Origin of the sequence: Blautia sp. NSJ-140, from assembly GCF_022868965.1 — a bacterium.
Taxonomy (GTDB): domain Bacteria; phylum Bacillota; class Clostridia; order Lachnospirales; family Lachnospiraceae; genus Blautia_A.
In genome coordinates, this window is sequence record NZ_JALIFS010000003.1 from 81,120 (window position 1) to 107,109 (window position 25,990).

At 44.7% G+C, this 25,990-nt stretch carries 21 protein-coding genes; 20 read left to right on the forward strand and 1 reads right to left on the reverse strand.

Going from position 1 to position 25,990, the window contains the following annotated elements; all coding sequences use genetic code 11:
- Positions 1 to 207 precede the first annotated feature (207 nt).
- The 12 genes from MUB50_RS04655 (at position 208) to MUB50_RS04710 (ending at position 18,358) form a co-directional block, all read left to right on the forward strand.
- Positions 208 to 2,043, forward strand: a complete 1,836-nt coding sequence (locus MUB50_RS04655) for an ABC-F family ATP-binding cassette domain-containing protein (RefSeq protein ID WP_118369321.1) — start codon at positions 208 to 210, stop codon at positions 2,041 to 2,043.
- Positions 2,044 to 2,273: 230 nt separating this feature from the next.
- On the forward strand, positions 2,274 to 3,320 hold the full coding sequence (gene plsX / locus MUB50_RS04660) for a phosphate acyltransferase PlsX (protein ID WP_118514399.1): 1,047 nt from the start codon (positions 2,274 to 2,276) through the stop codon (positions 3,318 to 3,320).
- A gap of 48 nt (positions 3,321 to 3,368) precedes the next feature.
- The gene (locus tag MUB50_RS04665; protein WP_118369315.1) at positions 3,369 to 3,617 is read left to right on the forward strand and encodes an acyl carrier protein; all 249 of its coding nucleotides are present in this window, start codon (positions 3,369 to 3,371) and stop codon (positions 3,615 to 3,617) included.
- Positions 3,607 to 4,287 carry a ribonuclease III gene (gene rnc / locus MUB50_RS04670; protein WP_021652555.1) on the forward strand — a complete coding sequence of 227 codons (681 nt, stop codon included), beginning with the start codon at positions 3,607 to 3,609 and terminating at the stop codon, positions 4,285 to 4,287. Before MUB50_RS04665 ends, rnc begins: the two co-directional genes overlap by 11 nt.
- Before the next feature lie 13 nt (positions 4,288 to 4,300).
- Complete coding sequence (smc, locus tag MUB50_RS04675; protein ID WP_244790335.1) at positions 4,301 to 7,861, forward strand: chromosome segregation protein SMC; 3,561 nt, start codon at positions 4,301 to 4,303, stop codon at positions 7,859 to 7,861.
- Between the two features lie 18 nt (positions 7,862 to 7,879).
- Complete coding sequence (gene ftsY / locus MUB50_RS04680) at positions 7,880 to 8,818, forward strand: signal recognition particle-docking protein FtsY (RefSeq protein ID WP_118062468.1); 939 nt, start codon at positions 7,880 to 7,882, stop codon at positions 8,816 to 8,818.
- A gap of 6 nt (positions 8,819 to 8,824) precedes the next feature.
- Positions 8,825 to 10,036 carry a threonine ammonia-lyase gene (gene ilvA, locus MUB50_RS04685; protein ID WP_015525229.1) on the forward strand — a complete coding sequence of 404 codons (1,212 nt, stop codon included), beginning with the start codon at positions 8,825 to 8,827 and terminating at the stop codon, positions 10,034 to 10,036.
- A gap of 107 nt (positions 10,037 to 10,143) precedes the next feature.
- The gene (glmS, locus tag MUB50_RS04690; protein WP_244790337.1) at positions 10,144 to 11,982 is read left to right on the forward strand and encodes a glutamine--fructose-6-phosphate transaminase (isomerizing); all 1,839 of its coding nucleotides are present in this window, start codon (positions 10,144 to 10,146) and stop codon (positions 11,980 to 11,982) included.
- Positions 11,983 to 12,365: 383 nt separating this feature from the next.
- A complete protein-coding gene (locus MUB50_RS04695; protein ID WP_244790339.1) occupies positions 12,366 to 14,219 on the forward strand; it encodes a DNA cytosine methyltransferase in 1,854 nt (617 codons plus the stop codon).
- Between the two features lie 252 nt (positions 14,220 to 14,471).
- A complete protein-coding gene (locus MUB50_RS04700; protein WP_118608070.1) occupies positions 14,472 to 16,280 on the forward strand; it encodes a Na/Pi cotransporter family protein in 1,809 nt (602 codons plus the stop codon).
- 315 nt (positions 16,281 to 16,595) lie between these two features.
- A complete protein-coding gene (locus MUB50_RS04705) occupies positions 16,596 to 17,402 on the forward strand; it encodes an alpha/beta hydrolase (protein ID WP_173760455.1) in 807 nt (268 codons plus the stop codon).
- Between the two features lie 131 nt (positions 17,403 to 17,533).
- Positions 17,534 to 18,358, forward strand: coding sequence for a TrmH family RNA methyltransferase (locus tag MUB50_RS04710; protein WP_114002543.1), 825 nt, complete (start codon positions 17,534 to 17,536; stop codon positions 18,356 to 18,358).
- Positions 18,359 to 18,381: 23 nt separating this feature from the next.
- Here the strand turns inward: MUB50_RS04710 and MUB50_RS04715 are convergent, their stop codons facing one another.
- Positions 18,382 to 19,920: a PucR family transcriptional regulator gene (locus tag MUB50_RS04715; protein ID WP_244790341.1), complete on the reverse strand. Its 1,539-nt coding sequence runs from the start codon at positions 19,918 to 19,920 to the stop codon at positions 18,382 to 18,384.
- 200 nt (positions 19,921 to 20,120) lie between these two features.
- Between MUB50_RS04715 and MUB50_RS04720 the strand changes: the two genes are divergently transcribed.
- The 8 genes from MUB50_RS04720 to queA all read left to right on the forward strand — a co-directional run bounded on the left by MUB50_RS04720 (position 20,121) and on the right by queA (position 25,903).
- The gene (locus MUB50_RS04720; RefSeq protein ID WP_118369245.1) at positions 20,121 to 21,116 is read left to right on the forward strand and encodes a uroporphyrinogen decarboxylase family protein; all 996 of its coding nucleotides are present in this window, start codon (positions 20,121 to 20,123) and stop codon (positions 21,114 to 21,116) included.
- A gap of 183 nt (positions 21,117 to 21,299) precedes the next feature.
- A complete protein-coding gene (gene ylxM / locus MUB50_RS04725) occupies positions 21,300 to 21,623 on the forward strand; it encodes a YlxM family DNA-binding protein (RefSeq protein ID WP_015525222.1) in 324 nt (107 codons plus the stop codon).
- A gap of 3 nt (positions 21,624 to 21,626) precedes the next feature.
- Positions 21,627 to 22,979, forward strand: coding sequence for a signal recognition particle protein (ffh, locus tag MUB50_RS04730; RefSeq protein ID WP_015525221.1), 1,353 nt, complete (start codon positions 21,627 to 21,629; stop codon positions 22,977 to 22,979).
- 45 nt (positions 22,980 to 23,024) lie between these two features.
- A complete protein-coding gene (gene rpsP, locus MUB50_RS04735) occupies positions 23,025 to 23,270 on the forward strand; it encodes a 30S ribosomal protein S16 (RefSeq protein ID WP_015525220.1) in 246 nt (81 codons plus the stop codon).
- A gap of 55 nt (positions 23,271 to 23,325) precedes the next feature.
- Positions 23,326 to 23,556 (forward strand): KH domain-containing protein, encoded by a 231-nt coding sequence (locus MUB50_RS04740; protein WP_015525219.1) that lies wholly within the window; start codon positions 23,326 to 23,328, stop codon positions 23,554 to 23,556.
- A gap of 59 nt (positions 23,557 to 23,615) precedes the next feature.
- Positions 23,616 to 24,122, forward strand: a complete 507-nt coding sequence (gene rimM, locus MUB50_RS04745; protein WP_059085894.1) for a ribosome maturation factor RimM — start codon at positions 23,616 to 23,618, stop codon at positions 24,120 to 24,122.
- Positions 24,123 to 24,875: a tRNA (guanosine(37)-N1)-methyltransferase TrmD gene (gene trmD / locus MUB50_RS04750; RefSeq protein ID WP_015525216.1), complete on the forward strand. Its 753-nt coding sequence runs from the start codon at positions 24,123 to 24,125 to the stop codon at positions 24,873 to 24,875. It abuts the gene before it with no gap.
- A 2-nt stretch (positions 24,876 to 24,877) separates the two neighbouring features.
- Positions 24,878 to 25,903 (forward strand): tRNA preQ1(34) S-adenosylmethionine ribosyltransferase-isomerase QueA, encoded by a 1,026-nt coding sequence (gene queA, locus MUB50_RS04755; protein WP_244802517.1) that lies wholly within the window; start codon positions 24,878 to 24,880, stop codon positions 25,901 to 25,903.
- Positions 25,904 to 25,990 lie beyond the last annotated feature (87 nt).

Here is a 25,990-nt window from a genome sequence, read left to right on the forward strand (position 1 = left end):
ATACGAAAAAGAAGGGAAGCAGCTGGCGACACCAGAAACTGTTGACCAAGATCCAGATAAAAAAACAATCCCCCAAAGGGGCTGTATTTCCATATGGGAGGTACAGCCCTTTCCCCTGTCATAACAGTGATTCTTGACGGAAACGCGGAAATTCGCTATCATGGAAATGATTTTTATATACTTTGGAAGAAAACGGAGAAAATGCGCATGAATATTCTTAATATAGAACATATCCACAAAATTTTTGGAGATAAGGTGATATTTGATGATATCTCCTGCGGCATCGATCAGGGAGAAAAAATAGGTATCATCGGTGTAAACGGAACCGGTAAGACTACTTTGCTCCGCGTGATCGCCGGAGAGGAAGAACCGGACGAAGGGCAGGTGATCACTCAGAACGGGATCCGGATCAGCTGGCTTCCCCAGACTCCGGAATTTCCGCAGCATATGACCATTCTGGACTATGTGGCAGAAGGCAAATGGCAGAAGGACTGGAGTACCGAAAGTGAGGCCAGACGCATGCTGAATACACTTGGTATTACCGATCAGAATATTAACATGGACAATCTTTCCGGTGGTGAAAAGAAAAGAGTGGCGCTGGCCAGGATGCTTTTAAATCCGGCTGACATTCTGATCCTGGATGAGCCTACCAACCATCTGGACGGAGAAATGGTCACATGGCTGGAAGATTTTCTCCGGAATTTCCGTGGAACGGTGATCATGGTCACTCATGACCGTTATTTCCTGGACCGTGTGGCAAACCGGATTCTGGAGATCAGCCACGGAAAATTATATTCCTATGCAGGAGATTATTCCAGATTTCTGGAGCTGAAAGCACAGAGAGAGGAAATGGAGCTTGCCAGTGACCGGAAGCGCCGCAGCGTACTTCGGATGGAACTGGAATGGGCAGCAAGAGGCTGCCGCGCCAGAAGTACCAAACAGAGAGCAAGGCTTGACCGTTTGGAAGCACTGAAGGCGGGAAAAACCCCGCTGAAAGAGCAGAATGTGGAAATGGATTCCATTGAGACCCGTATGGGAAAGAAAACCATAGAGTTTCATCATGTAAGTAAAACCATCGAAGGTCGTCTTTTGATCAATGATTTTGATCATATTGTTCTTCGTGACCAGCGCCTTGGGATCATCGGACCAAATGGCTGCGGTAAGTCCACGCTTCTTAAAATGGCAGATGGACTGATCTTGCCGGATTCCGGAGAGATTCAGATCGGAGAAACGATCCGTATCGGATATCTTGCCCAAAACGTTCCGGATATGGATGGAAGACAGCGGGTGATCGATTATATCCGTGAAGTGGCGGAATATGTTCCGACAAAAGAAGGAAGGATCACAGCTTCCCAGATGCTTGAGAGATTTCTTTTTGATCCGGCCATGCAGTACACTCCGGTGGAGAAGCTTTCCGGAGGTGAGAAGCGAAGACTGTATCTTCTGAAGGTTCTGATGGAGGCACCAAATGTTCTTCTTCTTGATGAGCCCGGAAATGATCTTGATATTCCCACCATGACCATTCTTGAGGACTATCTGGATTCTTTTTCCGGCATCGTGATCACGGTGTCTCATGACCGCTATTTCCTGGATAATGTGGTGAACCGTATTATGGCATTTGAGGGAGATGGCCGGCTTGTCCAGTATGAGGGCGGTTATACGGATTATCTGGAAGCGAAGGAAAGAAAGGGACAGTCTCTGGAAACGCGCGCGGATATGAATGGAGGTACAGTACAGGGAGAAACAGCTGAGCCTGAGAAAAAGAAATCCGCTGCAGATACCTGGAAACAGAACCGGAAACAGAAACTGAAATTTACCTATAAAGAACAGAAAGAATTTGACACTATTGACGATGACATCGCAGCGTTGGAAGAACGTCTGGAGCAGATTGATAAAGAGATGGCTGCCAATGCCACAAATGCGGGAAAACTCCGGGAGCTTTCCGACGAGCAGCAGGAAATCCAGCAGAAACTGGACGAAAAAATGGATCGCTGGGTATATTTAAATGATCTTGCAGAACAGATTGAAAATCAGAAAGAGTAAAAGATATTGACTTCTCAGGCAAAACTCTAGTATCATAAATAACGGCACGTTAACCGGATAAACTGCGAAGCAGTTATTCGTTTATGAGCAGGTAGCGAATGCGGATTTCGAATATCCGCTTAAATTTTGGTACTCTGCAATGAAAATCCTTATACGGATGTGTCTGAGGATTTTCACTACAGTGTACCATATGCATTCCGAAAAGATTTCGGACAGAGAAAGGACAACATATGTCAGAAATAGTAAAAGTCGTTGTAGATGCAATGGGTGGTGACAATGCTCCCGAGGAACCGGTAAAAGCCGCAGTGGAAGCTGTGAAAGAAAAAGAGAACATCCAGGTTATCCTTACAGGAGTACAGGATGTGATCGAAGCAGAGCTCCGGAAATATCCGGATTATCCTAAGGACAGGATCCGTGTGGTGCATGCGTCTCAGGTGATCGAGACTGCGGAACCTCCGGTCATGGCTATCCAGAAAAAGAAAGATTCCTCAATTGTAGTGGGATTAAACCTTGTAAAAAAACAGGAGGCCGATGCCTTTGTTTCCTCCGGAAGCACCGGTGCGGTACTGGTAGGAGGACAGGTGATCGTAGGCAGGATCAAAGGAATCCGGAGACCACCTCTTGCTCCGCTGATTCCTACCGCAAAGGGCGTTTCCCTTCTGATCGACTGTGGTGCCAATGTAGATGCCAGACCAGATCATCTGGTACAGTTTGCGCAGATGGGTTCCATCTATATGGAAAATGTAGTGGGTATTAAGAAACCGAGAGTTGCTATCGTTAATAATGGTGCTGAGGAAGAAAAGGGCAATGCGCTGGTAAAAGCTACATTCCCTCTGTTAAAAGCATGTAAGGATATCAATTTTATCGGAAGCATTGAGGCGAGAGATATCCCGTCAGGTTATGCAGATGTAGTAGTCTGTGAGGCTTTTGTAGGAAACGTGATCCTCAAGCTTTATGAAGGTGTTGGAGCTACTCTGATATCTATGATCAAAAAAGGTATGATGACAAACATTCGCAGTAAAATGGGAGCTCTGATGGTAAAACCTGCTCTTAAGAAAACCTTAAAATCATTTGATGCCAGTGAATATGGCGGAGCACCGCTTCTTGGTCTGAAAGGTCTTGTGGTCAAAAGCCACGGAAGTGCCAGTAGTGTAGAAATCCGTCATGCGATCTTTCAGTGCGAGCAGTTTAAGGAAGAGAAGATCAATGAAAAGATCGAGGAGTTTATAGCAGCTGAGCAGAAAGCACAGGCAAAAGAAAAAAGCGAAAAAAAATAAAACCGGGATTGCCGGAAATATTACAGACAGAACAGGAGGCGAACAGTCGTGGAACTGGAAATGCTGAAGACCATCATCGAAAAAACTCTGGGAAGAAATATGGATGCCATTACAGAAAAAACTACCTTTGTGGATGATCTGGGAGTGGATTCTCTGGATTTTTTTCAGATTCTTATTGATCTGGAGGAAACTTTTGATGTTCGTATCGACCCGGAGGAAGCCGAGGAGATCGTTACTGTCGGCGATGCAGTGGAGACTCTTCGCCGGGTAACGAAGGGAAGAAGAAATGGAAAATAATTTAAAAAAGCTGGAGCAGACTATCGGATACCAGTTTACCGCAAAATCTTTACTGGAGCAGGCAATGACACACAGCTCCTATGCCAACGAAAAACACCTTGGAAAGCTTGGATGCAATGAGCGTCTGGAGTTCCTTGGAGATGCGGTGCTGGAGCTGATCAGCAGTGATTTCCTGTACAAAAAATTCCGAAATAATCAGGAAGGTGAGTTGACCAAGAAACGTGCCAGTATGGTATGTGAAAAGAGTCTTGCCTACTGTGCAAGAGAATTCGGGCTTCCGGAGTTTATCCTCCTTGGAAGAGGTGAGGAAATGATGGGCGGTCGTAAAAGAGATTCCATCGTTTCTGATGCCCTGGAATCTCTGATCGGGGCTATGTATCTGGACGGTGGATTTGAACCGGCACAGGCTTTTGTTATGAAATTTATCCTGAACGATCTGGAGGATAAGAGGATTTTTTATGACAGTAAGACAGTGCTTCAGGAAATGGTGCAGGAAGGCGGAAATCATCCGGTGGAATATCGTCTCCTGAAAGAAGAGGGACCGGACCACAGTAAGAGTTTTACTGTGGAGGCGCTGATCAACGGAAAAAGTATGGGAACCGGAACCGGCCATACAAAAAAGGCAGCAGAACAGGCTGCAGCCCTAGAGGCAATACGCAGTATAAAATAACAGCAGGTGGCCAATGTATCTGAAAAATATAGAGGTGCAGGGATTTAAATCCTTTGCACAGAAAATAAATTTTGAATTTCATAACGGGATCACTGGCATCGTAGGACCTAACGGCAGCGGAAAAAGCAATGTTGGTGATGCAGTCCGCTGGGTTCTGGGAGAACAGAGCGCCAAGCAGCTTCGAGGCGGAAATATGCAGGATGTTATCTTTTCAGGAACGGAGCTTCGCAAGCCTCTGAGCTTTGCGTCCGTGGCTATTACACTTGATAACAGCGATCACAAGCTTCCGGTGGATTTTGAAGAAGTAACCGTTACCAGAAGACTGTATCGTTCCGGTGAGAGCGAATACCGTATCAACGGCAGCTCCTGCCGTCTGAAGGACATCAATGAGATGTTCTATGATACCGGTATCGGAAAAGAAGGATATTCCATCATCGGACAGGGACAGATCGATAAGATCTTAAGTGGAAAACCCGAAGAACGCCGAGAGCTTTTTGACGAGGCAGCCGGGATCGTCAAATTTAAAAGACGAAAAAATACCACACTGAAGAAGCTGGAGGAAGAACAACAGAATCTGGTTCGTGTCACGGACATCTTAAGTGAGCTGACCAAACAGCTGGAACCGCTGGAACGTCAGTCTGAGACTGCAAAAATATATCTGGCAAAAAGAGATAATCTGAAAGAGCTGGATATAAATATGTTCCTCCTGGAATATGAACACACCGGAAATCTGATCCGCGAGCTGGAAGAAAAAACCAGGATCGCAGAAAATCAGTTAAAAGAAGCCCAGGATACTCATAGTCGTACTAAGGATGAATATGAACGTCTGGAAAAAATACTGGAAGAGCTCAATGAGCGGATGGAGGCGTTGCGGGAAGAAAGCAGGGATCGTGCTATCCGTAAACAACAGCTGTCCGGTGAGATCAATGTTCTTCATGAGCAGATCCTGGCAGGAGAGCAGAACGACAGTCATTATCGCAGCCGTCTTTTAGCAGTTCAGGAAGATACGGAGAAAAAATCTGCAGACCAGGAGGCGCTGGAAGAACAAAAATCGGATCTTCAGGCAAATTTACGGGAGATCAACAGAAAACTTGCTGACGAGCAGAAAAAAATGGATAATATCCAGAGCAGCATAGAAGAATGTACCCAGGCAGTGGAAGATGGTAAGAATGAGATTATTGAGATCCTTAATTCTCGTGCAAACACCAAAGGTAAGGCACAGCGTTTTGATGCCATGAAGGAGCAGTTGGATATCCGGAAAGCAGGGATCAGTCAGAGGATCCTTTCCCTGAAAACCCAGGAAGAGGAGCAGCAGTCAGCGATCGATCAGGCACAGAAGGAATACGACACTATCACGAAGGCCATTCAGGAAACCAGAGAAGAAGGCAGCCGTCTTACAAAAGAGATCCATGCCATTCAGGAAATCCTTAAACAGCAGAATGCACAGCTGGAAAAGGAACAGACGTCCTATCACAGAGAGGCATCCAGACTGGAATCTCTCCGCAATATCACAGAACGTTATGATGGATATGGAAACAGTATTCGTCGTGTCATGGAACAGAAGGATCATGTTCCTGGTATCCGTGGCGTAGTGGCGGATATCATCCACGTAGAAAAAAATTACGAGATCGCTATTGAGACAGCTCTTGGCGGAAGCATTCAGAATATCGTTACGGATAACGAGCAGACTGCCAAGCAGATGATTGAATTCCTGAAGAAAAACCGGTATGGTCGTGCGACTTTTCTCCCATTAAACAGCATTTCTTCAAGAGGCGAGTTTAATCAGAGAGGTGCGTTGAACGAACCGGGAGCTATTGGTCTTGCCAGTGGCCTGGTAACTGCAGAGAAGGAATATGACGGTCTGATCGGATATCTTCTTGGCAGAGTGCTGGTGGTGGATCATATCGATCATGCTATTGCCATTGCCAGAAAATACCGGCACAGTATCCGTATGGTAACGTTGGAGGGAGAATCCTTGAGTCCAGGCGGTTCTATGACCGGTGGAGCTTTTAAGAACAACAGCAATCTTCTCGGCCGTCGCCGTGAGATCGAGGAACTGGAAAAGAAGGTAAAAGAGCTGGCAGCCGGGTATAATGAGATCCGACAGTCCATGGAAGATAACCGCAGCAGGAGAAATGAGATGCGCGATACTGTGGCGGCGCTGCAGCAGAAATTTCAGGAACAATCCATTCAGCAGAATACAGCCAGGTTGAACATTGAACAGCTGGAGAAAAAAGCGGAGGAGATCCGCGGCGGATATACCAGGATCGAGAGGGAGCAGGAGGAGATCCGTCTTCAGGCAAGAAACATGCAGGCAGATAACATAAAGATCACGCAGGAGCTGGAAGCATCCAAAAGGGATGAGGAAGAGCTGGAGACCTTTATCGAGACCCGGCAGAAGGAGCTGGAGGACTGGAAAAAGGACGAAGCGGAGACCTCAGAGAAGCTGGAAAAGATCCGTCTTGACGCATCTGCATCCCAGCAGAAGGAGAGCTTCATAAAGGAAAATCTGCGGCGCCTGAAAGAGGAAGTTGAAGTTCTTTCGAAAGAAAGGGAAGAAATTCTGGATTCTCTGGAAAAAGGCAGCCAGGAAACTGCAGAAAAGAGAAAGACTATCGACAAGGTACGTAAGGAGATCGAAGGCTTTGCCGCAAAAGAAGAGGCGGCTGCAAAACAGCTGGAAAAATGGCAGCAGGAAAAGGAAGAGCGCACAAAAAGTCATAAGGAGTTTTTTGAAAAGCGTGATGAGCTGTCCGGCCAGATCAGTCTTCTGGACAAAGAATGCTTCCGACTGAAGACTCAGGCAGAAAAGATCGAGGAGAACCGGGAAGCAAGAATTTCCTATATGTGGGAAGAATACGAGATCACTCCGAATAATGCCTTGCAGTACAGAAAAGAAGAAATGAATGACAGGCATGTGATGAAGCAGCAGATCCATAAATTAAAAGAGGAGATACGCTCTCTCGGCTCCGTCAACGTCAATGCAATTGAGGATTACAAAGAGCTGCTGGAGCGGCATACCTTCCTGAGTGGTCAGTACAACGATCTTTTGGAAGCGGAAAAAACGCTGGAGCAGATCATCCAGGAGCTGGATGAGGGCATGCGTAAGCAGTTCAGCGAAAAATTCGGAGAGATCCAGAAGGAATTTGATAAAGCCTTCAAAGAACTGTTCGGCGGAGGCCGGGGAACTCTGGAACTTGCGGAAGACGAGGATATCCTTGAGGCAGGGATCAGGATCATTTCCCAGCCGCCCGGAAAAAAACTTCAGAACATGATGCAGCTTTCCGGTGGAGAAAAAGCACTGACAGCCATTGCGCTTCTTTTTGCTATCCAGAATCTGAAGCCTTCACCATTCTGTCTTCTGGATGAGATCGAGGCTGCACTGGATGATTCCAATGTAGGACGTTTTGCGGGATATCTTCAGAAGTTGACGAAGAACACACAATTTATTATAATAACACATAGACGTGGTACCATGAATGCAGCAGACAGGCTTTATGGAATTACCATGCAGGAAAAAGGGGTATCCACGCTGGTATCCGTAGATTTAGTAGAGAACCAGCTTACCCAGTAACAGAGGGGATGAATCAGTATGGCAGAAGAAAAAAAAGGATTTTTTAAACGTCTGGTAAGCGGACTTACCAAAACGCGAGACAATATCGTTGCCGGCTTTGATTCCATTTTCAGCGGTTTTTCCAGTATTGATGATGATTTTTATGAAGAACTGGAAGAGATCCTGATCATGGGAGATATCGGCATTAACGCAACCACCTCCATTCTGGAGCATTTAAAGGAGCAGGTTGCTGAGCAGCATATCAAGGAGCCGTCCCAGTGCAAACAGCTTCTGATCGACAGCATCAAAAAACAGATGCAGGTAGAAAGCACAGAATATGAGTTCGAGAACCGGAAATCCGTGATCCTTGTGATCGGTGTCAATGGAGTAGGTAAGACTACCTCTGTAGGCAAACTGGCCGGTAAATTAAAGGATCAGGGAAAAAAGGTCATCCTCGGAGCAGCAGATACCTTCCGTGCGGCAGCCGGGGAGCAGCTGACACAGTGGGCCAACCGTGCAGGCGTTGAGATTATCGGCGGCCAGGACGGAGCAGATCCGGCATCTGTTGTCTATGATGCAGTGGCAGCAGCCAAAGCCAGAAATGCAGATGTTCTGATCTGCGATACCGCAGGAAGACTTCATAATAAGAAAAATCTTATGGAAGAGCTTCGCAAGATTTACCGTATTCTGGAACGTGAGTATCCGGAAGCATATTTGGAAACGCTGGTAGTTCTTGACGGAACCACAGGCCAGAATGCGCTTTCTCAGGCAAGACAGTTTGCCGAGGTCGCCAATGTTACCGGAATCATTCTTACCAAACTTGATGGTACAGCCAAGGGCGGAATCGCAGTAGCAATCCAGTCTGAGCTTGACATACCAGTAAAATACATCGGAGTAGGCGAAAGTATTGATGACCTGCAGAAATTTGACGCAGATGCATTTGTAAACGCCCTCTTTGACGTAGAAGAAAGGAGCTAAATACAAATGCTTACATTAGAAAGCTTTGAGGAAGCGGCAGCAAAAGTAAAAGAAGTGACACAGGAAACAAAGCTGATATACAGCAGTTATTTCTCGGATATGACAGGAAACAAGGTTTATCTGAAACCAGAGAATATGCAGCGTACCGGTGCATATAAGGTGCGTGGTGCATATTACAAGATCAGTACACTTTCTGATGAAGAGAGAAATAAAGGTCTGATCACGGCATCTGCAGGAAATCATGCCCAGGGTGTTGCTTATGCTGCACACAAATATGGAGTAAAAGCAGTCATTGTCATGCCAACTACTACACCACTGATCAAGGTGGAGCGTACTAAGAGTTACGGTGCGGAGGTTATTCTTCACGGAGACGTATATGACGAAGCCTGTGCACATGCACTTGCCCTTGCAGAGGAAAAAGGCTATACTTTTATCCATCCTTTTGATGATCCGGCAGTAGCAACCGGTCAGGGAACCATTGCCATGGAGATCGTGCAGGAACTTCCTCTTGTAGATTACATACTGGTACCGATCGGAGGGGGCGGACTTGCTACAGGTGTCTCCACACTTGCGAAGCTTCTGAACCCGCACATCAAAGTCATCGGTGTTGAGCCGGCAGGCGCGGCATGTATGAAAGCATCCCTGGAGAAGGGGGAGGTCGTAACGCTTCCTCACGTAAATACTATCGCAGATGGTACTGCAGTACAGACTCCGGGAAAAAATATCTTCCCATATATCCAGGAAAATCTGGACGATATCATTACCATCGATGATGATGAGCTGATTGTGGCTTTTTTGGATATGGTAGAAAACCACAAGATGATCGTAGAGAACTCAGGACTTCTTACCGTAGCAGCTCTCCGTCATCTGGATGTAAAAAATAAGAAGATCGTTTCCATCTTAAGTGGTGGAAATATGGATGTGATCACCATGTCATCTGTTGTACAGCACGGACTGATCCAGCGTGACCGTATCTTTACCGTATCCGTACTTATCCCGGATAAGCCAGGTGAACTGGTACGTGTTGCAAGTGTGATCGCTGAAAATCAGGGTAATGTTATCAAACTGGATCATAACCAGTTTGTAAGTACGAACCGAAATGCAGCCGTAGAACTTCGGATCACTATGGAAGCTTTCGGAACAGATCATAAGAATCAGATCGTTGCAGCTCTGGAAAAAGCGGGTTGCAAACCGAGAGTGGTACGTGCTATACTGTAGGACATGTTATATTGCAATAACTGAAACTTCTGACCGGACTGTTGCATATGATGTAACAGCCCGGTCTTTTGCGAAAATACCTGCATAGACAGAAAGGACAGATAAATATGTGTGGAATTGTAGGATTTACAGGTAGACACCAGGCAGCTCCGATCCTTTTAGATGGACTCTCCAAGCTGGAATACAGAGGATATGATTCCGCTGGAATCGCCGTACGTGACGGAGAGGGCGAGACTGAAGTGATCAAAGCCAAGGGAAGACTGAAAGTTCTGTCAGAAAAGACAAATGGCGGAGAGACAGTACCGGGAACCTGTGGTATCGGCCATACCAGATGGGCAACTCATGGTGAACCCTCTGAGAACAATGCACATCCTCATATGACAGACGATGGTAATATCGTAGCAGTCCACAACGGCATCATTGAGAACTATCAGGAACTGAAAAATAAGCTCACCCGTAAAGGATATACTTTCTATTCTGAGACCGATACCGAGGTAGCAGTCAAACTGATTGACTATTATTACAAGAAATATGAGGGAACACCGGTGGATGCCATCACACATTCCATGGTGCGTATCCGTGGTTCCTATGCCCTTGCGATCATGTTCAAGGATTATCCGGGTGAAATATATGTAGCCAGAAAAGACAGCCCCATGATCCTTGGAGTGGCAGAAGATGAATCTTTTATCGCTTCTGACGTACCGGCAATCCTGAAATACACCCGCAATGTATATTATATCGGCAATCTGGAGATGGCGCGTGTGAAAAAAGGCGAAGTCACCTTCTACAATCTTGATGGAGATGAGATCGAGAAAGAGCTGAAAACCATTGAGTGGGATGCAGAAGCAGCAGAAAAAGCCGGATATGAGCATTTCATGATGAAGGAGATCCATGAACAGCCAAAGGCAGTACTGGATACGTTGAATTCCGTGCTCAAGGATGGAAAGATCGACCTCAGTGAAGTTGGCCTGGAAGAAGAAAGCATCCGGAATATCCAGCAGATTTATATCATAGCTTGCGGCTCCGCTTATCATGTAGGAATGGCAGCACAGTATGTGATCGAGGATCTTGCACAGATCCCGGTAAGGGTAGAGCTCGCTTCCGAATTCCGTTACCGAAAAATGGCCCTTAACACCAACAGCCTTGCAGTGATCATCAGCCAGTCCGGTGAAACAGCAGACAGTCTTGCAGCACTTCGTAAATGCAGGGAAAATGGTATTCGTACACTGGGAATCGTTAATGTAGTGGGATCTTCCATTGCACGTGAGGCTGATAATGTATTTTATACTCTGGCCGGACCGGAGATTTCTGTAGCTACTACCAAGGCGTACAGCACACAGCTGATCGCAGCTTATACACTGGCGATCCAGTTTGCAATGGTAAGAGGAACGATCACAGAAGAAGCCTACAGCAATTATATCAGTGAACTGCAGACACTTCCGGATAAGATCTGTAAGATCCTGGAAGATAAGGAGCGTATCCAGTGGTTTGCCTCAAAACAGGCAAATGTAAAAGATGCTTTCTTTGTAGGAAGAGGAATTGATTACGCTATCAGCCTGGAGGGCAGTCTGAAGATGAAAGAGATCAGTTACATTCATTCTGAAGCCTATGCTGCCGGAGAGCTGAAACACGGAACGATCTCCCTGATCGAAGACGGGACTCTTGTGATCGGTGTGCTGACCCAGCCGGATCTCTACGAAAAAACCGTCAGCAATATGGTTGAGTGTAAGAGCCGTGGCGCCTACCTTATGGGCTTGACCACATTTGGCAATTACAATATCGAGGATACCGCAGATTTCACCGTCTACATCCCGAAAACAGACCCGCACTTTGCAACATCCCTGGCAGTGATCCCGCTTCAGCTTCTGGGCTACTACGTAAGCGTAGCCAAAGGCCTGGATGTGGATAAGCCACGAAATCTGGCGAAGAGCGTGACAGTGGAGTAAAAAATATATATGGACTATAGAGAAAGCCTCAGAGTATGTATATGCGAAAATACTCTGAGGCTTTTTTATAAAATCTTTACGCAAAAATAGTTTCATGGTATCATATAGACATATGATGCTGTGAAATTATTTTGCTTTTCAGGGGATATTAAGAAGGGGTGACGGGTACATGCTTATGCCGGTAGTGCCAGAGAGGAGATTGAACTGAAACCAGAGTGCCCGGACAGCCATAGAGCAGATAAAGGAGAAAAATTATCCGGAGTCTTTACAGAAATGTACAGGGAATATCCTGGCTTGTGGGGATCAATTATAACAAACCAATCAACAGTGGTAAGCTTTTGGAGCTGCTGTCACAGTACAAATAATAAGATAGGAAAAAATATATGAAGAATACAGTGGTGATCTTTAATGCCGGTATCGGTGCGCTGACTCTTGGTTTTCAAAATGCCGGTTATGAGATTTTGAAAGCATATGAGCCGGACAGAAAAGTGATAGAGATCTATCAGGAAAATATAAGTCAAAATGTAACTGCATGCAGCCTTTCTTCCATAGATCCTGCCACAGTTCCGGACAGTGATGTCTGGGCTTTTGATCTGACGCAGTCGAAAGCAGAAGAGGTGTTTTATAGTTTGACCCTGGTGCAAAGAAGACGACCGCCGGCCATTCTTTTTGTTATGAAAAAGCAATTATGGAAAGGGTTCATAAAGGAGCACATTTTTCAGCTGCAAGAATATGGATACCATATCACGCATAAAAATATCCAGAGTTCGGAGGTTACTGCATTTCCGCTGCGGGAAGAATTTGCATATATTGTTTCAAAAAGAGTGAATGCTTCGGATATGATCATGCCGGTGCAGGTCCATAAGAGTAGTATCCTGTTGGATGGCTGGGTGGAAATGAATCCACAGGATTCCTGGTATTACAGAATTGATTTTGCGAAAGAGAAGATTGATGCTTCGCATGCCGGTGACAGCGTTTTGTGTTGGGAAAAAGGCGGTTATCGGGAATCCGGGCAGGTTCGCCTGAATCTGATAAAAATGCCGCTGATCCGTATCCATGGCGTCTATCATAAGATCACACACAATGAAATAGCCAGATTAAAGGGATTTCCGGAAGATTTTCCACGTTCTGTGTCAAACAAAAGCCGAATGTACAGAAGTCTGGTATATGCGCCGAACATAAAAGTGACAGAACAAGTCGTTCGCAATCTCTGCGTAGAACCCTATATAAATTCAGAGGGTGATGTGCAGATGAAAAACTGGGAAAATATGGCCCGCTTTAAGCAGCTTTTTGAAAAATACCTTACATATAAAGGGGTTTCTTTCCAAAGCGATGAATGGGTCTTTATGACCAGAATGTACAGTGATTCCAAAGAAATCGCTACACTTAAACGGTTGCAGAGTTATAGCCGTCTGGTTGGAAAAGCAGTGTCAGATCAGAAAAAGGATCTGCCATTACAAAATATCTGTGTAGTGGCGAATCTGGTCTCTAATGAGACTAAGAGAAAGTACGAAGAGGCGAAGCTTGGATATGTCTGGGACATCCGAAATGTGCTGTGGCTCTTTGAGGACTATCCGGAACTGAAGAACGAACTGATCTCGATTCTGAATTATTCGGTGGAAAACATAGAACCGGAGAGACCGGAGCCTTTTATCTTTGAGGAAAGCAGCCAGATGGAGAATACGGATCCGGAATCGGTTGCTGACAGCTATATAGCGCAGTTAAAAGTGTTGGAGACCGGTAGTGCAGCTTTCAAGAAATATGAGGAACTTTGTGTTTCTATTCTGAAATATATCCTTGGAGAATATCTGACTTTGTGGGAGCAGCAGAAGACAACAGAGGAAAATCTGTATCGTTTTGACATGTGCTGTAAGATCAAAAACGGGGTGACACAGGATTTTTTTGACACGATCTGTAAGTATTTTTCTACGAAGGATATCGTGTTCGAGTTTAAAAACTATGAAAAGCCTATTACTCAGAGGGAAATTTACACTACAGAAAAATATCTGTACGAAAAAGCTCTCCGCAAAGTTGCGATCATTATTTCCAGAAAAGGAGCGGATAAACATGCGAAAATGGCTGCACGGGGAAGTCTACGGGAAAGCGGGAAACTGATCATCTGCCTGTCCGATGAAGATTTGAAAGCGATGCTCCAGATAAAAAAAGAAGGGGAAAAAACAACGGGAGGGTATTTGGAAGATATTTTGGATGATATGCTGATGCGCCTGGAAAAATAGAAAATTTTGTGAAAAATAACTCAAAAATACTCATTTCGAAGGCAGAGTTTTAGAAGATGATCCGCTGCCTTCGAATTTTTTTATTTTCGAAATAAATCTGTTGTTGTAATATGGAAATTGATGTGGCATAATAAATGGGAAAATGTTAAAAATAAGAAAAATCCAGATTAAGGAAATGTAAAGTTGCATTTTCAGGATAACATGGCTCCTGACAAATTATGACAGGAAGCGAGTATGACAAAGGAGAAAATTATGGCAATTTTTTCAATGATCTTATCTTTGTTGTGTGGAGTATCATTATTTTTGTTTGGTATGTCCCTAATGGGCGATGGTCTGAAGCTGGCAGCTGGTAATAAGCTGGAAGCATTTCTTTATAAGATGACCAATACTCCGCTGAAGGGTGTCGCACTTGGTACTGGTGTTACCAGTGTGATCCAGTCGTCTTCTGCGACGACAGTTATGGTGATCGGTTTTGTAAACTCCGGTATGATGAAATTGAAACAGGCGATCGGTATCATCATGGGAGCCAATATCGGAACCAGTATTACTGGCTGGATCTTATGTCTTTCTTATATTGAAGGATCCAATGGAATCGCCAGTGTTCTTTCTACAGCAACTATTTCTGCGGTTGTGGCTGTAGTTGGTATTATTTTCCGTATGTTCTGTAAGCGTACCTTACATAAGAATGTGGGAAATATCATGCTTGGTTTTGCGATCCTGATGACAGGTATGCAGATGATGAGTGGTGCGGTATCTCCATTGCGTGAGAGTCCGATGTTCATCAAGATGCTGACTATGTTTTCCAATCCGATCGCAGGTATTCTCGTAGGTATCGCTTTTACTGCGGTACTCCAGAGTGCGTCTGCAACAGTCGGTGTGCTCCAGGCTCTTTCCGTAACCGGTATCCTGACATTTGCAAGTGCATTTCCGATCGTTCTTGGTATCGGTGTTGGTGCTGCATGTCCAGTTCTGATCTCAGCCATCGGAGCAAATAAGAACGGTAAAAGAACTGCTCTTGTATATCTGATCAATGACCTGTTTGGTCTGATCCTCTGGTCAGTGATCTTTTATACCGTGAATGCGTTTGTACATTTTACATTTATGGATATGACCATGACACCGGTAGCGATCGCACTTTTGAATACGGTGTTCCGTCTGGCAACGGTTATCGTGCTGTTTCCATTCATTCCAAAGATCGAGAAGCTGGTATGCTGGCTTGTGAAGGATGACAAAGAAGATCTGGAAGATGAGGCAGACTTTGATCTTCTGGAAGAGCGTCTTCTGAATTACCCGGCCCTTGCTATCGCACAGTGTCACCGTGTAATGAACGGAATGTCCAAGAAGCTCCGTAAGAATGTCAACAGAGCCATGAATCTTCTGAATGATTATCAGCAGGATAAGTATGATAAGGTTCAGCGAAAAGAGGATCTGATCGACAAGTATGAAAGTCGTCTAGGAGAGTATCTGATCCAGCTGACAAAGAGAGAGATGAATTCTGCACAGACAAGACAGACTTCACTGTATCTGCATACGATCAATGACTTTGAGCGTATCGGTGATCATGCTTCTTACATTGCTCATATGTCCAATGAAATGCATGATAATCATACGAATTTTTCGCAGGAAGCCTGGGATGAGCTGAATGTTGTTATGGAGGCAGTTCGTGAGGATATCAATATAACCTGCAATGCTTTCATGAAAGACGATAAAGAAATGGCACAGAGAGTAGCACCTCTCGGAGCTGTGATCACAGGACTTTGTGATGTACTGAAGATGCGTCATGCAGAGCGACTGAGCCAGGGCAAATGCGGACTGGAAGAGGGAACGGTATTTAGTGATATCCTCAACAGTTTCTGTCGTATCGCAACTCACTGTGCAAGTGCTATGGTGGCACTTATGAAGAGCGGAGAGACAGGATCTGATCTTCATATTCACGATTCCAAGATCTATCCTACAAACAGTGCGGACTACTACCAGTATTTCAAGGAATACGGACAGAAATATGATATTGGAAATCAGGAAGGCCATATGCTCAGCATGGAGCCGGAAGAAGTAGAATAAGAAATTCAGGCAGCGGAAATGTAGATATTCCGCTGCTGTTTTTGTTAGGGATTTGCCCTAACAATGAAAAAAGAAAGGGCTGTCGCACTAATTTTTTAGTGCGACAGCCCCTTTGTACTGAGGTGATTATAGTTCAGAGAACAAAATATGTCAACCCTCTATTTTTTATTACTTTTTGTAAAAAACATATAATTGCTGATAATTACAAATAAGGGTTATCAAAATACAGATTTCATGATATGATAAACCTATCAGATAGCGTGAGACATATAATGGGGATATGTATCTCGCAGAAAGAAAAGGGAGGGTTTTATTATGGGTGAAAGTATGATCACATCGTTTGACGGAACGAAACTGTATCTGAAAAAAGAAACGGCAGCAGACAATAAAGCTGTGATCGTGATTGTCCACGGACTTTGTGAGCACCAGGGCAGGTACGATTATTTTGCGGAAAAACTTCATGAGGCGGGAATCGGAACCTATCGTTTTGATCACAGAGGACATGGACGGTCTGAGGGTGAAGAGACTTTTTATTCCGATTTCAATGAGCTTCTGGACGACACCAACGTAGTTGTGGATATGGCAATTGAAGAAAATCCGGATGTTCCGGTATTTCTTCTGGGACACAGCATGGGCGGATTTACGGTTTCTCTGTACGGAGCCAAATATCCGGACAAAAAGCTCCGGGGGATCATTACCAGTGGTGCGCTGACCGCAGATAACGGCAATCTGATACGTGGTGTGCCGGGAGAAATGGATGTACATACGCGCCTTGCCAATCAGCTGGGTTCAGGTGTATGCTCTGTACAGGAAGTAGTAGACTGGTACGGAAAAGATCCATACAATAAACAGTCCTTTACAGCGGGGTTATGCTATGCGATCTGCGACGGACTTGACTGGTTCAAAGAGAAAAAAGCAGAGTTCCATTATCCGGTCCTTATGACACACGGCGAGAAAGATGGTCTGGTAAGTGTACAGGATACCTATGATTTCTTTAAGGAAGCAGGATCAAAAGACAAACAGATGAAGATTTACGGCGGACTTTTTCATGAGATCCTGAATGAGTATTGTAAAGATGAAGTGATCGGGGATATGATCCGGTGGATGGAAGTGAGAATCTGAATATAAACAAATTGTTTTACAAGTAGCAGCAAAGCCAGGTGGAAACATATAACACCTGGCTTTCTTTTGCAAAGAGATTCTGTTACAATAGCAGGATGAAAACAAGAAGACAGAACAGGAGAAAAATAACCATGTCAAATATCATAGAAATCACAGATTTCAACGCTTCGGAGCTGGATGTATATGCCAGGATCTCGGAGATACAGCTTTTGAACCGGGCAGAACCGGAGAAGGGGATCTTTATTGCGGAGAGCCCGAAGGTTATTGAGAGAGCTTTAGATTCCGGGTGCCAGCCGATTTCTTTTCTGGTGGAACATAAACATGTTGAGGGTGAGGCAAAAGAACTGATCCGTCGTTGTGGAGACATCCCGGTTTATACGGCAGAATTTGATGTGTTGACGCAGCTGACTGGATTCAAGCTGACAAGAGGAATGCTCTGTGCAATGCGCCGGCCGGCGTTGCCTGATATAGTCGATGTATGCAAAAATGCCCGCAGGATCGCAGTTCTGGAAAATGTGGTAAATCCTACTAATATAGGCGCGATCTTTCGTTCTGCGGCGGCTCTTGGAATGGATGCGGTACTGCTGACACCGGGATGCAGCAATCCACTGTATCGCCGTGCGATCCGTGTCAGCATGGGAACTGTATTTCAGATACCATGGACTTTTTTTGATGAAAAAACAGAGTGGAAAACGGAAGGAATCCGGTCTCTGAAAGCGATGGGATTTAAGACGGCAGCCATGGCTCTTAGGGAGGATTCCTTTGATATTGATGATCCTCATCTGATGGCAGAAGAAAAACTGGCAGTAGTTCTTGGAACAGAGGGGGATGGCCTTGCTTCGGAGACCATTGCGGATTGTGATTATACGGTATGTATTCCAATGGCACACGGTGTGGATTCACTGAATGTGGCGGCAGCCAGTGCAGTTGCATTTTGGCAGCTGGGAAAACGCTAAATATTTAAGAGAGTTCCCGTTTTTTATGATCTTGTATTCCGGTTTTCTTCTTCCATATCCATCAGATGAAAAGAAAGCAACAGATACAGGATCTCGTTTCTGTCTGTAAGATCTGAATCCAGAAAAGCTTTGATCTTATCCAGACGATAAAGAAGAGTACTTCTGTGGATAAATAAAGCGTTGGCAGTATGAGAAATGTTCTGGTTGTGCTCCAGAAAACAACGCAGTGTTTCATAGAGATGAGATTGCTTTGCCTCATCCTTATATTTCATTGACAGAAGCTTTTCGTGACAGACCATGTAAGCAGGAAGCTTTCTGGTTGCCTGTTCCAGAATATAGGGCAGAGCGATGGAGTCAAAATAGTGGATACTTTCTGCGGGATTTTTGCGTTTTCCAACCTGCAGGGTAACAGAAGCCTGCGTGTATTGCCGGTGGAAATTGAAATGTCCAAGCATCTTCCGGCTGTATCCGGCGCTTAACATGCTGCTTTTGATAAAACCCTCGATCTTATCGGAAATCTCATGGATAGTCAGAGTGCAGAGATCCAGATTGATAAAAAGCACCGCATTTCCTTTATATTCGGTAGCACAGCTGGCCGGGATTGTATTTTCAAGATAATTACAGATGGCATTGAGGGTCAGATTTTTCTGGTCGATCAGCCCGGTCTGGATCAAAATACATTGATATATATGGGAAGAAAGCCACCCTACATTTGTCAGCTGCTGACTGATTTTTACATAATCAGCTCCGGGATCAGTCAGAATGGACATAAAAATCTGATGCAGAGGAAAAGCTTTATCCCGGCTGTGCATGATTCCTGTGGAAAGTGCATGGAATACCATCTGGGAAAGGTACTCCAGAACAAAACCAAACGTATCATCCAGGGGAACCTCACCTTCGGAAAACATCAGCCTGTATACTGCTTTATCATTATTGGAGATATTTACGCAAAGAGAAGGAGCAGTAAGGCCATTTCCCGGATAATAAAAATATCCGGCTTTATAAAAAGCCTCTTCGTAATGAGGATCCTGCTTCAGGCTGTCCACAATAGCCCAGGAATTTTCAGTGGAACCCAAAACAGAATTGGAAAGATCACTTAGATTCCAGTCTCTGGAGGCAATGATAGTAAAATCCATACCGATCAGCATCATTGGATTGGGAATAATGGAAGCTGTAAGATCCAGAAGCTCCTGGATAGATGCGTTCCGGAGACGGGAATCCATCAGGGACTGATTCCACTGATCATAGAGGATAAAAATATCCTGAATCCTGTTAAAGACAATATTGACTGGAATATCTTCAGGGATGATACACATGTTTGGCTGAGTTAATTCGTAGTTCTGATAGATTTTTCCAATCATCAGGAACAGAATATTTTTGGGATGATGAAAAGTGAGCTGAAAATCCGGATCTGTGATAAGGTAAACACGTCCATCCTGAAGAACGGTGTTCTTTTCAAAGCAGGAAGGGCAGGAAAGGGTGGGGGATGTATCCAGCCTGGATGTATGCATGGAAAATGATTTCTGCAGGTGATAGCATATGAGTTTTGCACTGAGTTTCAAGGAAAATCCTCCTTCCTATATTTTGTAGGAAAAAACAGGAATAATAGCCATATTATGTGGAATTGTGATTCTTTTGATTTACAGTATAATAGAATCATAAGGAAAAAACAAGTGCAGAAACAAGCCTTTTATGTTGGGGTGTGGCAAAACAAGTGCGGAAAAAAGGCTTTCCTGCATAATAACGTAGAGGAGGTGCGTTTATGTTAACAAAAAGACAAAATATGCTGGAAGTGATCCGCGGAGGAAATCCGGATCGTTTTGTAAAACAGTATGAGGGACTGACATTTGTTCTGAATACTCCATATCAGACGAAGTATCCTATGATGCCGGAAGGACCTGGTGCACCAACAGTAAAATGCGGATGGGGATATTATAATTCCTGGCCTGCAGGAACACCGGGAGCGTTTCCGCTCCATGATCCGGAGCATCTGGTATGTCCGGACGTCGCAGAGTGGAAAAAATATGTAAAGGCACCGGACATCAACTACACGGCAGAGGACTGGAAAGAATGCCAGGAGACAGTTGCCGGAATTGACCGGAATGAAACCATGGTTACTGCAATGGTTGCACCTGGAGTTTTTGAGATGTGCCATTATCTCTGTGAGATCCAGAATACCATGATCAATTTCTACGAAGAGCCGGAAGCCATGCATGAACTGATCGAATATATTACAGAGTGGGAACTGAAATGGGCAGAGCAGATCTGCACCTATATGAAACCGGATGTTGTCTTCCATCATGATGACTGGGGAACACAGAAGTCTACATTTATCAGTGTGGATATGTTCCGTGAGTTCTTTATGGATTCTTACAAACGTATTTACGGATATTACCATGATCATGGTGTTGAACTGATCATCCACCATAATGACAGCTACAGTGCAACATTGGTTCCGACAATGATCGAGATGGGAATTGATGTATGGCAGGGCTGTATGTCTGTTAATGATCTTCCGAAGCTGATCAAAGAATATGGAAAAGATATCACATTTATGGGTGGTATCGATAACGGTAAAGTAGATCGCTTTGACTGGAATCAGGAAATGATCGAAGAGTCAACAGATCAGCTTTGCAGAGACTGTGGTAAGCTTTATTTTATCCCATGTACCACCCATGGCCTGAATTTCTCATGTATCCCAGGTGTATATGAGGCAGTGGATCAGGAAATCGATAAAATGACAAAGGAAATGTTTTGATCGAAGCATAAGACTTATTAATAAGAAGCAAATAGAATAACAAAGGTCGGAAAAGCCTGCAAAACCCAGCAGAAAAGTGCTTTTCCGGCCTTTTTTTGTGAAATTCAGGAAAAAATAAATTTGTAAAGCAAAAACCCTTGACAGGTGTGTCGGAATCGTGTATGATAGCCAAGGTGATTACAGATGGAGAAATTTGTAGAGCAGACATTTTTATTTGATTTTTATGGAGAGCTTCTGACAGAGAGGCAGCGGCAGGTGTACACCAGTGTGGTATTTGAGGATTATTCCTTAAGTGAGGTTGCTGAGGAACTTGGCATCAGCAGACAGGGTGTGCATGATATGATCAGACGGTGCAATCGGACGTTGGAAGAATATGAAGAGAAGCTTCATCTGGTCGAGAAATTCCTGAACATCCGCAGTCAGGTCATAAAGATCCATGAACTGGCTGACAAGTACCACGCCGAAGATATTGCGGCGATTTCCAATGTGATATTAGAGGAGTTATGATCAATGGCATTTGAGAGTTTAACAGATAAACTGCAGAATGTATTTAAGAAGCTGAAGGGCAAGGGCCGTCTCACAGAGGCTGATGTCAAGGTGGCACTGAAGGAAGTTAAGATGGCGCTTCTGGAAGCGGATGTTAACTTTAAGGTCGTTAAGCAGTTTACGAAATCCGTTCAGGAAAAGGCTATCGGACAGGATGTTATGAATGGTCTGAATCCGGGACAGATGGTGATCAAGATCGTAAATGATGAGCTGGTCAACCTGATGGGAAGTGAGACAACAGAGCTTCCGATCAAACCGGGAATGGATCTTACCGTTCTTATGATGGTCGGTCTTCAGGGTGCAGGTAAGACAACGACGGTTGCCAAGCTGGCAGGCAAACTGAAATCCAAGGGAAAGAGACCACTGCTTGTGGCCTGTGATGTTTACCGTCCGGCAGCGATTACACAGTTGCAGGTAAACGGTGAGAAACAGGGCGTCGAGGTCTTTTCCATGGGAGATAAGCAGAATCCCGTGGATATTGCAAAAGCAGCTATCGAGCATGCGAAATCCAATCAGCAGAATGTTGTGCTCATCGATACAGCAGGACGTCTTCACATTGATGAGGATATGATGCAGGAGCTTGAGGATATCAAAGCGAATGTGAATGTAGATGCTACAGTGCTTGTAGTTGATGCCATGACAGGACAGGATGCAGTAAATGTGGCGCAGAACTTTTCTGATAAAGTCGGCATTGATGGTGTGATCCTGACTAAGATGGACGGTGATACACGAGGCGGCGCTGCGCTTTCCATTAAAGCCGTGACCGGCAAACCGATCTTCTATGTTGGTATGGGAGAGAAGCTTTCAGATCTGGAACAGTTTTATCCAGAACGTATGGCTTCCAGGATCCTTGGAATGGGAGATGTAATGAGTCTGATCGAGAAGGTGGAAGCCTCTGTGGATCAGGAACAGGCTCAGGAGATGCAGAAGAAGCTGAAGAAAATGGACTTCGACTTCAATGATTATCTTACCAGCATGGAGCAGATGAACAAGATGGGTGGTATTTCCAGTATCCTGAACATGCTTCCCGGAATGGGCGGTAAGATGAAGGATATCGAGGGTATGATCGATGAAAAGGCTATGGACCGTACCAAGTCCATCATTCTTTCCATGACACCTCAGGAGAGAAGTAACCCCAACATTCTGAACATCTCACGCAAGAACCGTATCGCCAGAGGCGCCGGAGTGGATATTACAGAAGTAAATCGTCTTGTGAAGCAGTTTGAGCAGAGCAAGAAGATGATGAAACAGATGCCGGGATTAACAGGCGGCAAGATGAACATGGGAAAAAGAGGTGGCTTTAAGCTTCCCTTTTAATAAATAACAATAAATTTTCAGAAAGATAATTGGAGGAAAACAAAAATGGCAGTTAAGATCAGATTAAGAAGAATGGGACAGAAGAAAGCACCTTTCTATAGAATCGTAGTAGCAGATTCCCGCTGCAAACGTGACGGAAGATGTATCGCAGAGATCGGAACATATGATCCGAATCTTGACCCAAGCGTATACAAAATCGATGAAGAGGCAGCTAAAAAATGGCTTGCAGCTGGTGCTCAGCCTACAGAGGTAGTTGCTAAGCTTCTTAAACTTGCCGGAATCGAGAAATAATACCTGACAGATTTGGATCTGTGACCTCAATGAGGCAGGAGCAAGGAGGTATGTAATGAAACAACTTGTAGAAGTAATTGCAAAATCTCTTGTTGAAAATCCGGATGAAGTAGTCGTTACTGAGACTGAAAAAGACGACGCGATTGTTGTTGAACTGAAGGTCGGACCAGCCGATATGGGTAAGGTTATCGGAAGACAGGGCAGAATTGCCAAGGCAATCCGTACTGTTGTGAAAGCGGCTTCTTCAAAAAGCAGCAAAAAAGTGATTGTAGATATTCTGCAATGAAAAAGAGACAGGAGCTGTGGATTCCATGGCTCCTGTTTTTACTCTGAAAGGGAGCAAAAATGGAAGATTTATTAAAGGTAGGAGTTATTACAACGACCCATGGCGTCCGTGGTGAAGTAAAAGTTTTTCCGACAACGGATGACGCAGAGCGTTTTCTTGATATTGAATATGTGCTTCTGGATACAGGAAAAGAGCTTCGCAGACTGAATATTCAGAATGTAAAGTTTTTTAAAAATCTTGCGATCCTGAAGTTTGAAGGCATTGACAACATCAATGATATTGAAATGTATAAGGGCCGTGAGCTTTGGATCCCACGTGAAGAGGCACAGGAGCTTGGCGAGGACGAATATTATGTGGCGGATCTCATCGGAATGGAGGTACTTCTGGAGAATGGGGAGAAATTCGGAGTGCTCCGTGATGTGATGGAGACCGGCGCCAATGATGTTTATATTGTAGATCGTGTGGATGGCGAGGAAATCCTGCTTCCTGCGATCCATGACTGTGTTCTTGATGTGGATGTGGAAAAAAATACCATGACTGTACATTTGATGAAAGGGCTTGTTTAAATGAATTATCATGTACTTACATTATTTCCGGAAATGATCGAGAACGGAATGAACACAAGTATTACAGGCCGTGCCATTACAAAGGGACTGTTATCACTGGAAGCGATCAATATACGGGATTTTGCATTCAATAAGCACCAGAAGGTAGATGATTATCCTTATGGCGGCGGAGCCGGAATGCTGATGCAGGCGGAGCCGGTATATCTGTCTTATGAATCCATTGCAGAACGTATTGGAAGGAAACCCCGCGTGATCTTTCTGACTCCTCAGGGAAAAACCTTCAATCAGGATATGGCAAAAGAGTTTGCCCTGGAAGAAGACCTGGTTTTCCTCTGTGGTCATTATGAGGGAATTGATGAGCGTGTTCTGGAAGAAATCGTAACAGACTATGTTTCCATTGGTGATTATGTACTTACCGGAGGAGAACTTCCGGCTATGGTCATGATGGATTCTATTTCCAGAATGGTACCAGGTGTTCTGAATAATCAGGAATCCGGTGAGACGGAATCCTTTTCCGGGAATCTTCTGGAGTATCCCCAGTACAGCCGCCCGGAGGAATGGCATGGCAAAAAGGTTCCGGAGGTGCTGCTTTCCGGACACCATGCCAATGTGGATAAATGGAGAAGAGAGCAGTCTATCATCCGTACAGCCAAATGGAGGCCGGATCTTTTACCAAAAGCTGATCTGACCAACAAAGAGTGGAACGAGGTCCGCAGGCTTCGCAAACAGTGGAAAGAGGAAGTGGAAAAATAATTATGAAAACATCAGATTTTTATTATGATCTGCCGCAGGAACTGATCGCTCAGGATCCGCTGGAGGACAGAAGTTCTTCCAGACTGATGCATCTGTCCCTGAAAGATGGAAGTATCGAACATCGTCATTTTACCGATATACTGGATTACCTGCATAAGGGAGACTGTCTTGTGATCAATGATACCAAGGTTATCCCGGCACGTCTTTATGGTCACAAGGAAGAAACTGGAGCGCTGATCGAGATCCTGCTTCTGAAACGCCGCGAAAATGATATCTGGGAGTGTCTTGTAAAGCCGGGAAAAAAAGCACGTCCCGGTGCAAAGATCACTTTTGGTGACGGTATCCTGAAGGGTGAGATCATTGATATTGTAGATGAGGGAAACCGTCTGATTCAGTTCCATTATGAGGGGATTTTCGAAGAGATCCTGGATCAGCTGGGAGAAATGCCGCTGCCGCCGTATATTACCCACAAGCTGAAGGATAAGAACCGTTATCAGACTGTATATGCAAAGAATGAGGGATCTGCTGCCGCACCTACCGCAGGACTTCACTTCACGCCGGAGCTTCTTGAGAAAGTAAAGGAGAAGGGTGTGAATATTGCACATGTAACTTTACATGTAGGTCTCGGAACCTTCCGCCCGGTAAAGGTAGATGATGTAGAAAAGCACCACATGCACTCGGAGTTTTATATTGTGGAAGAAGATCAGGCAAAACTGATCAATGATACAAAGAAAAACGGCGGAAGAGTGATTTCTGTGGGAACTACCAGCTGCCGTACTCTGGAGTCCGCAGCCGGAGAGGATGGAATCGTGAAGGCCGGAAGCGGATGGACAGAGATCTTTATCTATCCTGGATATAAATTCAAAGCTATCGATGGACTGATCACCAATTTCCATCTGCCGGAGTCAACGCTTCTGATGTTAGTTTCAGCCCTTGCCGGAAAAGAACATATTATGGCTGCTTATGAAGAAGCTGTGAAGGAAAGATATCGTTTCTTCAGTTTCGGGGATGCGATGCTGATGATATAACATCAAAATCTAACATTTGTTGGGCGAAGAGATCATACAAAGAACAGAAAGAAACCAGGAGGCAAAACGCTTCCTGGTTATTTTTTT